This is a genomic window from Methylosinus sp. shoA (assembly GCF_059718125.1).
The window spans coordinates 3,445,240-3,459,207 of record NZ_AP046091.1 but is presented as its reverse complement, the minus strand read 5'-3'; the positions used below and the strand labels follow the sequence as shown (position 1 = coordinate 3,459,207).

Below are 13,968 nucleotides of genomic sequence, written 5' to 3'. Positions count from 1 at the left end.
GAGCAGCTACTTCTGCGCGCTTTCGGTCTGCACGGCGACCTTCGATATTTTCAGCCGCTTGAGAACGTCCGCGACGTCGACGAAGCTTTGAAATCGGCTGGAGCGATCCGCTCGGACCAGGACGGAGGTCTGAGCCGGCGCGACGCTCAGCTCCCGCTCGAGCGCTTCCTTGGAAACCGCCCTGCCCTCGAAATGGATCTGCCCATCCGCCGAAATCTCGATGACCATATCCTTGCGCTTTTCGATATCCGCCTTCGTCACCTGTGGCAGCGACACGGGAATTCGCCCGGAAGAGATGAAACTCGCCGTGGTCAAAACGATCGTCAGCAACACCAGCATGATGTCGACGAGCGGGACGACATTGATCGAGTCGAACGGCTTGTCATCCATTGGCGATCTCCCAGCGCAGCGTCAGCACTTTGATCCACCGCAGAAGAGTGTTGTGGGCGGTGACCGCGACGAGGGCGACGACGAGGCCTGCGGCCGTCGCCTTCAACGCGAGCCCGAGACTGCTCATGATCCGGCTCGCGTCCGCCGTTCCGTCGATTCCCATGCCGTAAAAGGTCAGCATGATGCCGAGGACGGTGCCGAGAAGTCCGATATACGGCGCGTTCGCCGCCACCAGCGCCACGATGAATATCCGCTTGGTCAGCGCCAGTTCCAGCACTTTCGCATTGTCGAAGCCTTCGAGACGAATGGATCGAAAAAAGAAGAGTCGCTCCAGCACGATGGCGACCACGACGACGCTCAGCGCGAGCAGCAGGCCGAGGACGCCGAAATCGATCATATTCGCAGCCCAATCTATTTTCATAAGCATTCTTCCCTTCTCGATCCGCTTTCAATAGGTGACGCCGAGCTGGAACAGCCCCTTGGTGTATTGGTCGTATGTCGGCGCGACCGTGCGCCAGCCTAGCGAATGCGCGACCTGCGCCTTGAAAAACAAAGTGCGCGCCGGGGACAGTTCGAAGCTCGGCAGATCATAGGTCGCATAGTAGCCGGCGCCGATGTCGCTCAGCGGCGAAAACGCGCGCTGCGTCAGCGTATAGCCTGGATGTTCGAGCCATACGGCGCCGAAGTCCGAGAAGAGGCCGAAGGAATGCTGATAGCCCTCGACGGGCGGCAACGCATATCGGATTTCCGGCGTCGTGATGACGCCGCTGTCGCCCGCGAGACCTTCGTCGTAAGAACGCACGCCGAAAACGCCGGTCGAGCCGAGCTTCTCGCTCGAGTCCAGATTGCGTCCGATCGCCTTTTGGGCGCGCAGGATCAGCGACAGCGAAATGTCGGGCGTCACGGCCAGCGTGGACGCAAAGTTCAGATTGACCCTGCCGAACGCGCCGGCCGTGTCGATTCCGGCCTTGTTGGCTGCACGATCGGCTGGGTTGGGAAAGCGGAGGACTCCTCCCGATGCGGATAGACTCGTGTCGGTCACGAGAGGCATGCCGAAAACGGAGCCGAATGTGTCACGCGTCACGCCTGCGGTTCCGACCTCGATGTAGCGCATGGCGGTCGAAACGCCGAAGACCTTGTCGTCGAGATATTTGTGCGTGAAGTTCGAAAACAGATAGAGGCTCTCCTCGCGCTGCCGCTTCCAGGGATAAACGAGGTTGACGGAAAAGCCGTTCGCTTCGCCCGTTGCGCGGGAGTCGCGATAGACGCCGCCGAGCTTGTAGACGGTCTCGAAGAAGCTCACTTCGCCGCGCAATCCCCCATAGGTCGGGGGCGGCGCATAAGCGATGCGGCCGTTCACCAAGCCGCTCGTCTCCGAAATGACGCCGAAGGCCGACAAGCGATCGCCATAGCCTGTCGGGGAATTCAGGGTGAAGGAGCCGCTCGTGCGGATCCTTCCCGTGTAGGGCGAGCCGAAATTGTCGCCCAACACATAGCCTTCGATACGCCGCGCCTCGGGCGGGCTGAAGATGAAATCGGACGTTTCCGGCCGCTGCCCAGGAGCGATCGAAATGCGCGGAGCGCCGACGCCGGGAAGATCCGCGTCGAGCAGCATGGCGCGTTCGAGCTCCTCCTTGCGGATGTAGGGCGATCCCGCCAGCGTCCGATCGACGACGTTCTGAAGATAGTCGCTGCGGACGAGTGATTTGTTGTCGAGCGTGACGGAGCCGTAGCTCCCCGCGATCACCTTCAGGGTCAGTCGGCCGCCGCGCGCGTCCTGTTCGGGAACATAGGCCTTCGCGACGACATAGCCCTTCGCCCTGTAGAGATTCGTGACCGCGTCCGCGACGTCGTAGATTTCGCCGAGCGTCAGCTTGCGGTTCTCATGAGGGGAAAGAGCAGCGCGAAGCTCCTCGGCGTCGACGAGATCGGGGCCGTCGATCTCGATGCGCCGGACGAACAGCTTCTCATTGTCGGGCATGGTGAAGCGCGGCTCGGCGCTTTGCGGAACAGCGACATCGGGCCGCGCAGCAGGCGGCGCTTCCCTTCGCGCTTGCTCCGCGGCGCGAACCGCGTCGCCGAGCCCGTATGGCGGCGGCGGCGCCGGCGTCTGCGCTCGCGCAGCGCTCGCCGGGCCGAAGAGCGTGAGAGACACACCGACGACGCATGCGCGGACATGACGAGGCTTCATGACTGATAGGCCCATACTCGTTACTCGACTAAGGATTCGGCTTACCCGCCCCGACGGGCTTCTCCTGCAGATCGAAACGCTTGCCGTCGATTTCGATGCTGCGGATGGTCGCGCCGTAGCCCGGGTCCTGCGGCTTTCGAGCGGCCGCCTTCGGCTCCGAACGTCGTGCGGCGCGGCGCGGCGCCGTCGTGTCGTCGGATTGTGCGCCGGGCCGTCCGGAGGCGGCCCCGAGAGAGGCGCTCCTCGCGGGCCTCGAAGGCATGGCGCCGAGACGCGGCGGCGCTTCCCCGACGGTCGTCCTTTCGTCGAAGGACGGATCGGAGATAGCAGCGGTCGCGGCGGCTCCGGCGGCGGCGAGCCGTTCCCGCGGGGGCGTCGACGCGGTGATCTGCGTGTTCGTCGTCGCGATGGTGGTTCCGAGTTGCGCGGCGGCGAGCCGCGTCTGACGGGAGACGCCAGCGGCCGGATCGGCGGGGGTCGCGAAACCGAAGGGCGGCGGAAGGCTCGGATCGCCGACACCGGTCCCGCCGCTCATTCCGTTTCCGCCGAAGCCGACGCCGGCGGTCTGACCCGTGCCATTGATATCCCAGCCGTTGCCGCTGAGCGCGACCAGATCCGAATCGAAGACATTGCCGATCAGCCCGGCCGCGCCATCGGGATAGACATAAATGCCGGATGTGACCATTCCGGCCGCGAAAGAGTCGGTGATCGAACCGCCATAGGCGTAGCCGACGAGACCGCCCACGGCGTCCACCCAGCCGTCATTGTAGATGTTGGTCGTGGATCTCGAGCGCTGGATCACGCCGCCGGTATCGTCGACGGCCGTCTTGTTGACCCCGACGAGGCCTCCGATTCCGGTCATCGGCACGAAAAAGCCGCCGGCGCCGGCCGACGAGGTGAACAACCCGGCCTGATTGGTCAGGCTGATGTCGAGTTCTGAACGCGTATCGCTGATCGTGCCGCCGTCGTTCACGCCGACCAGCCCGCCGATGCCCGTATCGCCCAGCGTCAGTCGGCTGTTCCAGGTCGCGTTCATCCATCCGATCGCATGGGAATCGCTGATATCGCCGCCCGGCAGGTCGAAGCCGATATTCACATTATTGCCGACCAGCCCCCCGACATTCGAACTGTTGAGAGTCGTGATCGCCGCATCGGCGTAGGACTGGGAGATGCTCCCGCCGTTGAGACCGACCAGTCCGCCGATATAGAGGCTTTCGTCGAGCGAGATCGTGAAGTCTGGATTGAGAATCAATGGCGCGCCGGCGAAAATCGGGCCGCGCGCATAGGAACCGGCGATGGAGGCGAAAAGCCCGTTCACGCCGACGAGTCCGCCCACCGCGCTGCGCCCGTTCACGACGACATTGCTGAACGAATCGACGATCGTCCCATTGTTCGTCGCGACGAGACCGCCGACATTGCCGACGCCGGAAATCGCGCCTCCGTCGACATAGGCGTTGGCGATCCGACCATAATTGTCATTGACCAACGCCGCAGCCGTACCCTGCTGGGCGCCTGCGAGATAGTCGCCCGCGAATATGTTCGCATCGACGAGCCCGATGTCGCGGATCGTCGCGCCCGCTCCCGCCGACCCGATCATCGCGTCGAGATCGAGGCCGTCCGGATCGTGGATGGTGAGATTACTGATCTTATGTCCTAGTCCCGCCAGGGTCCCGTCCAGCATATGGACGACCGGGCCGGAGAAAGACGCGCCGGACGCGTCGATATCGCGGCCGAGCGCGTAAAATCCGGACGCGATCGCATCGGGATTATCCGAAAGCGCGGCCAGCGCGGCAAGCGTGTCGATGATCGTGTAGCTCTGCCCGTTGATGGTCAGGCTCGCGTGCGATCCCGTCAGCGAGATGGAGCGGGCGTTGTTCGCAAACACATAGTCGCCGCCGAAAACCATGGAGAGGCCGCCGGCCGATCCCGTCGCCGCGATGTCGGCGTCGATATTGATGTTCCTGCGCGCATCGAGCGTGAGGCGCGTATCCGCGCGCCACGTCACCGCGCCTTTGACGTCGATGTCGCCCGCCTGGCCCTGGCCTTCCGAACGGATGGAAATATTGCTCGATCCGAGCAGATTCGCGAGCTGTGCGCCTCGGACGTTGCCGCCCGCGCCGAGGACGAAGCCATGCGAGCCGATCGTCCAGTCGCCATGCTCGCCCGAAGCGGCTTTCGCCGTCACGATCGCGTTTCGGGCGATCGTCACCATGCTGCCGCGGGTCACGATGGTCCCGCCCTTGCCGCCGCGCGGCGCCGAAGCGTCGATCCGGCCCGCGACGCGGACGCCGCCGCCGACGGCGGAGAGCTTCACCGAGCCCGCGCGGGACGCGCCGCCCATCAGCCCCGCCATGGTCCGCGCCTGGATCACGCCCTTGTTGTTGACCTGAGCGGACAGCAGGGCGTCGGCGGCGCGCGCCGTCATCACCACGCGGCCGCCGTCGGCCTTGATCATACCCTTGTTCTGCGCCAGCGCGTCGAGCGCGCCCTTGTCGACCGTCACGTCGAGGAGCGAGTCGCCGTTGAAATTGAGCGTGATCTTATCGCCCGAAGCCAGCGCGACGGAACCGAGAGTCGCCGTGATCGCACCCTCGTTCGCGACATTGGCGCCGAGAAGGGCGACATAACCGCCCGAGTGCGCATGGATGTTTCCCCGATTGATCACCGACGCCGAGGAATTGCCCGAAAAAGCGAATTTTCCCGCGCTGAAATTCTTGTTCGAAATATCGAGCGTCGAGGCGACGAGTCCGCCGACGTCGACCTGCGCGTCCTTTGTGAAGAGGACCCCGGCGGAATTGACGATGAACACCTTTCCATTGGCGTTCAAAGCGCCGGCGATGACGCTTCTCTCATTGCCGATCACACGATTGAGCGTCGCAGACGAGGCGGCAGGCTGATTGAAGTTCACCGTCTCCGAAGGCGCGATCGAAAAACTCCGCCAGTCGATGATCGCCGTCGACGTGCGCTGGTCGATGTTCGTCGTATTTGCGAGGGACACGATATCGGCCTCGCCATAAACGACATGCCCGCCGTCAGGACCTGCACGGCAGACCGAGGGGGAAGCGATGAGGAAGATCATCGCGGCAATGACGATGAGCGCTCCTCCGGTCCGAGCCTCGGCGGCGCTGCTCTTCTCAGGCGACCTCGGAACGATCCGCGGACTTGTCGGGCTCGGGATGAGAACAAACCGCTTCACAGACCGACTCCGGCGCGCGACGCACGCAACGTTCGCTATATAAGCTATTTCACACTCTTTCTATACCTCGGCTCCCTATCGATAGAAAGCCCTGCGCGAGCCTACAATAGCAGCGGGCCTGCCGAATTCTCGTGCGGTAATCGCTCGAATTTGCTGCTTGACCCCGGCTTTGCCGCTATATAGCGTCAATGAACAGCGATCTGCGCTTCGTCTGGGAAGCCGCGGCGTGTTCGCTGGCGTGTTTTGTGTGGTGGCGGATAAAGTCGTGAGGAGAGAGCGTCCACTCGATCCAGACGCATCCATGGTTCTCATGATGTCGGCGAACAGCGTCGCCTCCGGGGCTCGGGCGCTTCTCACCGTCGCAAGGCCCCGCGAAAACAGCCGAACATTTCGATCTGGCGCGCGAATGCCGCGACCGGCTTCGCCGCTTCCGATTTGCCCCGCGCGTGCGGGGGCGCGAATCGAGCGTTAATAAAGGGGAGATTTATGCGAGTAGCCAAACTCAAATGTGTCGCGGCGGCGGCGATCTTCGCGCTGTTCGGTTCGCCCGCGGGAGCGGCGACGATCACCATCGCAGTCGCGCCGGTGGCGGCGGGGGCGGTGACGGACCTCGTTTCCGACTTCCTGGGGGATTTTCCGACGGCGGGATATTCGGTGTCCGTCAATATCATTCCCGACGCGGAAGCGAGAGACGCGATCATCGCCGGCGTCGAACCCATCCCCGACCTGTTCCTGGCGCAGTCCTATCTCGCGCCGCTGGAGCTGGCCGGCAAATATCCGAGCCTCGTTTCGGGGAACGTGTTCCCCTATGCGAAGGACGTCTTGGTGCTCTATTCGAGCGCGAGCAAGAATGTCGACGTCACCGCCGGCCTCCCGCGTGGGCTGAAGCGCTTTTCCCTGCCCGATCCCGCGACCAAGGACCCCTATGGCCTCGCTGCGGCGCAGGTCCTCAAGGACACGTATCGCTTTGCCGAAACACGTGGGCTGCTGCTCAAAGTCGGCGACGCCGTTTCCTCCTACGCGGCGGTCCAGTTCATCGATTCGCCTTACGGCTTCACCGGCAAGTCGCAGATCTGTTCCGCGGTCACGGGAGTCGAGGAATTCGAGCCCGGCAGCTTCCATCACGAATATGACCTGCGCGACAGCGGAACGCCGATCGATATCGTTCTGGCGGGCGTGAAAATCGCGCGTCAGCGCGCGCCGGAGGACGAGGCCGAGTTGAAAGCTTTTGTCTCCTATCTGACGGGCGCGGGCAGCGCCAACTTCAGCCAGCACTGCTTCAAGCTTCCGAACGCCCAATAAAGTTGTCGGGCGCGCGCAATCCACGCCCGGAATCATCGCAATAGTCAGTTCAAGGGAACGTCATGATGTCCACTGTCAAGCTCAAAGGCCTGGCGCTATCGGCCGTCGCGGTAGCATCGCTGACGGCGTCGCGAGCGGATGCCGCCACGACGACGATCAATGTCGCGGTCGCCGCGAATTTCACGGCGACGATGAATGCGCTGATCGCGGCCTTCAAGGTTGTCCATCCCGGCACCAACATCACCTTCACGTCGGACTCGTCCGGCGTGCTTCAGACCCAGATCATCAACGGCACGCGGAAATACGATCTGTTTCTCTCGGCGGACAAGACCCGGCCGCAGCAGCTCTATACCACTTACCCCGCGCTCATCACGGGCGCCCCATTCAAATATGCCGTCGGCGAACTGGAGCTCTGGTCGCCGACCGTGAACATCAGCGCGGGTCTTCCCACGAAGCTCACGCAGGATGTCGTCCTCGCCAATCCCGCGACCGCTCCTTACGGAACCGCTGCGGCGCAAGTGCTGAAGTCCAAGCCGTGGAACATTCCATGGCCTTCCACGCCCTATCCGCCCGTCGGAACCGCGCATGTCTTCACAAAGAGCAATATCAGCCTCACCTACACGGCGGTAAAGAACCGCACCTATCCGATGGGGTTCATTGCACAATCTTCGATTTGTAGAGTAGTGAACGGCACGAAGCGCTTCAATTCGGGCTTCCATCACACCTATGCCTACAACGTCGCGCCCAAGCATAGTCGCATCGAGCAATATGCGATCATGCTCAAGAACTTCTCGCGCTCGGCGGCGCAGAGCGCACTTCTGAGGGATTTCGTGAGGTTCATGCGCACCGCGCCGGTCGGCCAGAGCATCGTCACATCCTACTGCTACTCGCTGTCGTAGTCGTCCCGCGGCGCCGACGATCAGTTTCGCCGACGCCGCGCCGTTCGCTGATCCTGGAAGTGGGGAGCCGATCTCGGGCGCTTGCACGCACACGACGATGTGCGCTCGCCGAGACCGCGTTCAGAGCATAGGGAATAAATAAAATGAAGACTGTTCGATTTGCGTTGGCGATGGCGACAACGGCCACCCTCGGTCTCGTGTCGACCGTCGGCTTCAGCGCGTCATTGCCGCCGGCCAAGGCGACATCTCCGGCGCCGGCGGCTTCGACGCCGCCGGCGTCGGGCCTCGCGGCCGGCGCTCCGGGGCTCGGCGGGCATGTTTTGCTCACGACGACCTATTCCGTGAGTTCTTCCAAGGTGGTCGCCGTCGGACCTGGATTCCAGCCCGTGGACAACCCCAAGACGCTGACATGCCCGACCCCAGGCGTCTGCCGTCTCGAGGCGGACCAGGCGGTGCAAGTGACCGGCGGTCCAGGGGGCAATAACCGCTGGGCAATCTGCACGCAGGTCGACGGCGTCTTCATGGATCGCCCGAGCTGTCCCTTCCTGGGATTGATCAACCCTTCGTTTTACCAAGCCGGGACATTCAGCCAGCAGCAGAGCGCGGTCTCCGCGGGCACCCATACGGTGCGCACCTACATCTACACGGATACGGGCGCAAAGCTCGGCAACTTCTCGATTCAGTATCGAATTTATCAATAACGCCGATCCACGACGAGAGCGTGCGCCTGATCGAACGAAACCGCCGACCGCAGCGACCGACCTCCTGTCCGAGAGGATTTGGGCGTGCAGCCCGCCCTCGGACAGGAGGTCTTCCGATGATCGGCCCTCGATCGGATCCCGCCTATACGAATTTTTTCAGAGGCTCGTCGGCTGGCGCTCTTCACGGCGCATGCGGGCTTCGTGCTCGACGCGCTTTAGCAGGCTTTGCATGAGCGCCGGCGGCGGCCTCGTCCTATTATCTCGGCGCGCCACGCACGGTCGCATGACGGCGCGGCTTCTCGCATATGCGGCTCGCGGTCTCGACACGCAGGCGTCGAAAACTCACCTTTCGCGGAATCACACGGCGCGGGTAATGAGCATCGCGGATGCCGAGCATCAGAAATAAGTGGCGGGCGCCGGAGCCGATGGCGAAACTCGCGCTAGTGCGGCGTCACGCGCGCCGTCGCCACCATTCCAGGCTCGAGCGCATGATGAGGATCGGGCGCCGTGATGTCGACGATCGCCTGGGCGCCCTCTCGCGGCGGCGGTGCGATTTTCGTCACCGTTCCGTGGAACGCCCGGCCGGGGAAGGCGTCGACCGAGAAGACGACCTTATCGCCCACCGCGATGCGTTCGCTCTGCGCGGCGCCGATCGTGGCGGCGACACGCGCCGTATCGGGAGCGATGACGAACAGCGACGTTTTCGCCTTCGCCGAGACCTCTCGGCCCGGCGCGACATCGCGCGAGCGGATCGTTCCCTCGACCGGCGAAACGATGCTCGTCTCGGCGAGCTCCCTCTCGGCGGCGGCCAGCGCGGCCTGCGCTCGTTCGACATCACGCTGTTCGCGACCGACGCGGCTCTCCTGCCGCTCGACCGACCGACGCATCCGAACGATGGCCCTGCCGCGCCGCGCGCGCCCCTCTTCGCGCTCCAGAGTGGCGCGCGCCGCGGCGAGCTCGGCGCTTTCGCTCTCCAGCCGGGCCTTCGCCGCCTGCAGTTCGCCCGTCTTCCGGTCTAGGGCCGTCCGATGAGGCCGCGGATCGATCTCGGCGCAGAGCTCGCCCGCCTCGACATGCATGCCGATGTCGCACCGCACGGAAGCGACGACGCCTGCGACGCGCGCGCCGAATTGCTCCGGCTCCACGGGAACGACGACTCCCGTCAGAGGCACGGCGCCTTCGGCCGCGAGAGTCTCGAGGTCCATCCGCATCATTCGCCCGGGCGTCATGTTGCGTTCGAGATGGGACATGATCCACAAGGAGCCGCCGACGACGAGCGTGACGATTAGCACGCCGAAGGCGAGGGCGAGCGCGTTATTGGTGTTGTCCGGCGCGGTGGTGAGGTGGAGGAAGAAGACGAGATGCACGCCGATCTGCGCGATCGCCAGCGCGACGAGCGCCATGATGATCCCGGGTTCCCAGATGAGATTCGTGCGCACGAAATAGAAGGAGGCCGCCGTGAGCAGAGCCGCGAGCGCAAATCCCGTGAAATAGGAGAGAAGCTCCTCACGCACGCCATGCCTCGGCTCGTCCATGAAGCCGGGCGCCTCCACATCCTCCGCGTCCTCTTCGACATCGCTCATCGGCCTTCTCCGATCAGATAGACGACGGTGAAAATCGCGACCCAGATGATGTCGAGCACGTGCCAATAGAGATTGAAGCAGATCAGCCGATAGAGCACGGGGCCGAATCCCTTGACGAAGAGCTGCGCCATCATCGTTCCGAGCCAGAGCACGCCGACGGCGACATGGGCGCCGTGCAGCCCGACGAGCGCGAAGAAAGAGGAGAGAAAAGCGCTTCGCTGCGGTCCTGCGCCGCTTGTGATCATGCCAGTGAATTCATGCGCCTCGAGCCACAGGAAGGCGAAGCCGAAAAGGCCGGTCACGAGCAGCGCCGCCTGTGTCCAGAAATGATTGCGCGCGTTGGTCGCCGCCGCCGAAAGGCCGCAGGTGAAGCTCGATGCGAGGAGAACGCCGGTCTGGATCGCGACCCGCGTCGGATCGAACAAATCACGCCCCGACGGCCCGCCGTCCGTCGCGGTCTGCAGCACCGCATGCGCCGCGAAAAAGGCCGAGAACATGACGATGTCGCTGAGCAGGAAGATCCAGAAGCCGAAGGCGACGACGACGCGCTTCGACGCCGGCCCCGCTTCACCATGGCCGGTCGCCAGCATCTCCGCGCGGCGGAGCCTGTAGGGATCGATCCGCCGGCCGAGCGGAGGCGGCGGCGCTTCGATCGTCGTCATGCCGTTTCACTCGTCTGCGAATGCCGGGCGAGCCGATCGGCACGGCTCCTTCGGTGAGCGTGATCGAGTCGCGCCACCTCCTCGGCGGGTATCTCCTCCTCGGAAATGTCGCGCCACGCATACCAGACGAACACGGCATAGGCCGCGGCGAGCCCGACGGCCGCCAGCCACCAGATGCGCCACACCATGGCGAAGCCGGTGACGGTCGCGAAAAAGCCGATGACGAAGCCGGTGGCGTTGTTTCGCGGCATCGCGATCGCCTCATAGGGTTCGTCGCTCTGCCGAGTCTCGATCGCACGCCGCTTGATTTCCCAATAGGGCTCCTCGCCCTTCACGTTCGGCTGCACGGCGAAGTTGAATTGCGGCGGCGGTGAAGGCGTCGCCCATTCAAGCGAGCGGCCGTTCCAGGGATCGCCCGTCTCGTCCCGCAATCGATCGCGCCGGCGAATGCTGACGACGAGCTGGACCAGCTGGCAGATCAGCGCAATCGCAAAGAGCACAATGCCGATCATCGCCGCCTGCGCCCACGGACGCCACATCTCCATGTCGTAATGCTGCATGCGGCGCGGCATGCCGAGCAAGCCGAGCATGTAGAGCGGAACAAAGACGGCGTAGAAGGCCGCGAGCGTGAACCAGAAAGCGGCGACGCCCCAGCCTTCGTGCAGGCGAAAGCCGAAGGCTTTCGGAAACCAATAGGCGATGCCGGCGAAGACGCCGAACACCACGCCGCCGATGATGGTGTTGTGGAAATGGGCGACGAGGAAGAGGCTGTTGTGCAGCAGAAAATCGGCCGGCGGAACGGCGAGCAGGACGCCCGTCATGCCGCCGATGACGAAGGTCACGATGAAGCCGAGCGACCACAGCATCGGAGTCTCGAACCGGATGCGTCCGCCATACATGGTGAACAGCCAGTTGAAGACTTTGACTCCGGTGACGACCGCGATCACCGAGGTGGCGATGCCGAACGCCGCATTGACCGTGCCGCCCGCGCCCATCGTGAAGAAGTGATGCAGCCAGACCAGATAGGAGATGACGCAGATGCCGAGCGTGGCGAGCACCATCGACCGATAGCCGAACAAAGGCTTGCCGGAGAAGGTCGAGATGACCTCGGAAAAAATACCGAAGGCGGGCAAGACGAGAATGTAGACCTCCGGATGCCCCCAGGCCCAGATCAGATTGATGAACATCATCATATTGCCGCCGCCGGCGTCGGTGAAGAAATGGAAGCCGAGATAGCGGTCGAGCGCCAGCATGGCGAGCGTCGCCGTCAAAATCGGAAATGCGGCCACGATCAGCAGACTGGATGCGAGCGCGGTCCAGCAGAACATGGACATTTTGAGATAGCCCATGCCGGGAGCGCGCATCTTGAGAATAGTGGTGACGAAATTGATTCCCGTCACGAGCGTGCCGACGCCGGAAATGAGCAGCGCCCAGAGATAATAATCGACGCCGACGTCGGGCGAGAATTGGAGCTCGGAGAGCGGCGGATAGGGCAGCCATCCGGCGCGCGAGAACACGCCGACGACGAGCGAGATATTGACCAGCAGGGCGCCGGCGGCGGTGAGCCAGAAGCTCGTCGAGTTCCAGGTCGGAAAGGCGACATCGCGCATGCCGAGCTGCAGGGGAATGACGAAATTCATCAGCCCGATCGTCAGCGGCATGGCGCCGAAGAAGATCATGATCGTGCCGTGCGAGGTGAAGATCTGATCGAAATGCTCGGGCGGAAGATAGCCCGGCGCGCGGAACGCGACGGCCTGCTGCGAGCGCATCAGCACGGCGTCGGCGAAACCGCGCAGCATCATGACGAGGCCGAGCAGAATATACATGACGCCGATGCGCTTGTGGTCGACGCTCGTGATCCACTCGCGCCAGAGGTAGGGAAAATGGCCGGCGAGCACGACCCAGGCCGCGATCGCGACGCAAATGGCGATGACGACGGCCCCCGCGATCAAGGGCAGCGGCGAATTCCACGGGATCGCGTCCCACGAGAGATTGCCGAAAAAATTCATTGCATCGCCTCCGGGCAGGGAACGGGAGAGGCTCGCTCTGCTCCCGACACGTTCGGCGGCAGCTTCCTCGTCACGATGTCGTCGAAGAGCGCGGGAGCGACCGAGCGGAAAACAAAAGGACGCACATTCTGGCTCGGACGCAGGAGCGCGGCATAGCCGGCATGGTCGAGAGCACAGGCGCTCTGGCGCGCTTCCCCGATCCAGCGCTCGAAATCCGTCTGCGACCCGATGCGCACCGCAAAATGCATCCCGGCGAAGCCGTCGCCGCTGAATTGCGTCGAGAGACCCCAGAGGTCGCCGATGTGATCCGCCTTCAAATGCAGCTGCGTCACCATCCCCGGCATGGCGGCGATCATGCTCCCGAGCTGCGGCACGAAGAACGAGTTCATCACCGTGGCCGAGGTGAGCGAGAAATGAACCGGAGCCTCGACCGGCAAAACGAGCTCGTTGACGCTCGCGACGGACTGTTCGGGATAGATGAAAAGCCATTTCCAATCGAGCGAAACGACCTGCACCTCGACCTGCTCGCCCGGGGAAGCGATCGGCCGGAAGGGATCGAGACGGTGCGAGCCGATCCAGATCAATCCGCCGAGAAACAGGATGACGAGCAGCGGAAAGCCCCAATTGACCAGCTCGAGCCGGCCGGAGAACACCCAGTCGGGAAGATATCGGGCTCTGCGATTGGATGCGCGGAACCACCAGGCGCAGACGAGCGCGCCGACGATGGTCGGCGCGACGATGATCAGCATTGTCCCGAAGGCGTTGAGGAGAATTTTGCTTTCCGCGGCGGCGATCTCTCCCTTGGGGTCGAGAACACCGCCGGCGCAGCCCGCGAGCAGCAGCATCGAAGCATTCGGCAGAAGCGTCGCGACGCGTCGCGAGAGCGGCGTGGAACGGCGCCGCGCAAAACGGCTCGGCTGCATATACGGTCTCTCTCAGTCGACACGAAAAACGGCGTGACGTGAACGTCGCTGGTCATCGAAGGGCATTCGACGAGCAAGCCGGCTGCAAAACAATTTTGCGAGGGATAGGTTC

Annotated in this window: 11 protein-coding genes; 3 read left to right on the top strand and 8 right to left on the bottom strand. The window is 63.6% G+C overall.

Annotation, left to right across the window (positions count from 1 at the left end):
* Nucleotides 1-6 precede the first annotated feature (6 nt).
* The 4 genes from AC6IW9_RS16000 to AC6IW9_RS15985 all read right to left on the bottom strand — a co-directional run bounded on the left by AC6IW9_RS16000 (nt 7) and on the right by AC6IW9_RS15985 (nt 5,660).
* Nucleotides 7-390, bottom strand: a complete 384-nt coding sequence (locus AC6IW9_RS16000; protein ID WP_497765052.1) for an ExbD/TolR family protein — start codon at nt 388-390, stop codon at nt 7-9.
* Nucleotides 383-811 (bottom strand): MotA/TolQ/ExbB proton channel family protein, encoded by a 429-nt coding sequence (locus AC6IW9_RS15995; RefSeq protein WP_497772541.1) that lies wholly within the window; start codon nt 809-811, stop codon nt 383-385. Before AC6IW9_RS15995 ends, AC6IW9_RS16000 begins: the two co-directional genes overlap by 8 nt.
* Before the next feature lie 27 nt (nt 812-838).
* Nucleotides 839-2,545, bottom strand: a complete 1,707-nt coding sequence (locus AC6IW9_RS15990; RefSeq protein ID WP_497765049.1) for a ShlB/FhaC/HecB family hemolysin secretion/activation protein — start codon at nt 2,543-2,545, stop codon at nt 839-841.
* 64 nt (nt 2,546-2,609) lie between these two features.
* Nucleotides 2,610-5,660: a two-partner secretion domain-containing protein gene (locus AC6IW9_RS15985; protein ID WP_497772540.1), complete on the bottom strand. Its 3,051-nt coding sequence runs from the start codon at nt 5,658-5,660 to the stop codon at nt 2,610-2,612.
* 603 nt (nt 5,661-6,263) lie between these two features.
* On the opposite strand from AC6IW9_RS15985, the gene AC6IW9_RS15980 reads away from it, so the two are divergent.
* From AC6IW9_RS15980 to AC6IW9_RS15970, 3 genes are all read left to right on the top strand, one after another.
* Nucleotides 6,264-7,079: a molybdate ABC transporter substrate-binding protein gene (locus AC6IW9_RS15980; protein WP_497765047.1), complete on the top strand. Its 816-nt coding sequence runs from the start codon at nt 6,264-6,266 to the stop codon at nt 7,077-7,079.
* Nucleotides 7,080-7,141: 62 nt separating this feature from the next.
* Nucleotides 7,142-7,978 (top strand): molybdate ABC transporter substrate-binding protein, encoded by an 837-nt coding sequence (gene modA, locus AC6IW9_RS15975; protein WP_497765044.1) that lies wholly within the window; start codon nt 7,142-7,144, stop codon nt 7,976-7,978.
* A gap of 143 nt (nt 7,979-8,121) precedes the next feature.
* Entirely contained in the window at nt 8,122-8,679 is a 558-nt protein-coding gene (locus AC6IW9_RS15970; RefSeq protein WP_497765042.1) for a hypothetical protein, read from the top strand.
* A 440-nt stretch (nt 8,680-9,119) separates the two neighbouring features.
* On the opposite strand, the gene cyoD is transcribed toward AC6IW9_RS15970, so the two are convergent.
* From cyoD to cyoA, 4 genes are read right to left on the bottom strand one after another with little or no spacing between them, the layout of a single operon-like run.
* Complete coding sequence (gene cyoD / locus AC6IW9_RS15965; protein ID WP_497765040.1) at nt 9,120-10,262, bottom strand: cytochrome o ubiquinol oxidase subunit IV; 1,143 nt, start codon at nt 10,260-10,262, stop codon at nt 9,120-9,122.
* Nucleotides 10,259-10,924: a cytochrome c oxidase subunit 3 gene (locus AC6IW9_RS15960; protein ID WP_497765038.1), complete on the bottom strand. Its 666-nt coding sequence runs from the start codon at nt 10,922-10,924 to the stop codon at nt 10,259-10,261. Before AC6IW9_RS15960 ends, cyoD begins: the two co-directional genes overlap by 4 nt.
* The gene (locus AC6IW9_RS15955) at nt 10,921-12,933 is read right to left on the bottom strand and encodes a cbb3-type cytochrome c oxidase subunit I (protein ID WP_497765035.1); all 2,013 of its coding nucleotides are present in this window, start codon (nt 12,931-12,933) and stop codon (nt 10,921-10,923) included. The genes AC6IW9_RS15960 and AC6IW9_RS15955 overlap by 4 nt, the downstream gene beginning before the upstream one ends.
* On the bottom strand, nt 12,930-13,856 hold the full coding sequence (gene cyoA / locus AC6IW9_RS15950; RefSeq protein WP_497765032.1) for a ubiquinol oxidase subunit II: 927 nt from the start codon (nt 13,854-13,856) through the stop codon (nt 12,930-12,932). Before cyoA ends, AC6IW9_RS15955 begins: the two co-directional genes overlap by 4 nt.
* Between the last annotated feature and the right edge of the window lie 112 nt (nt 13,857-13,968).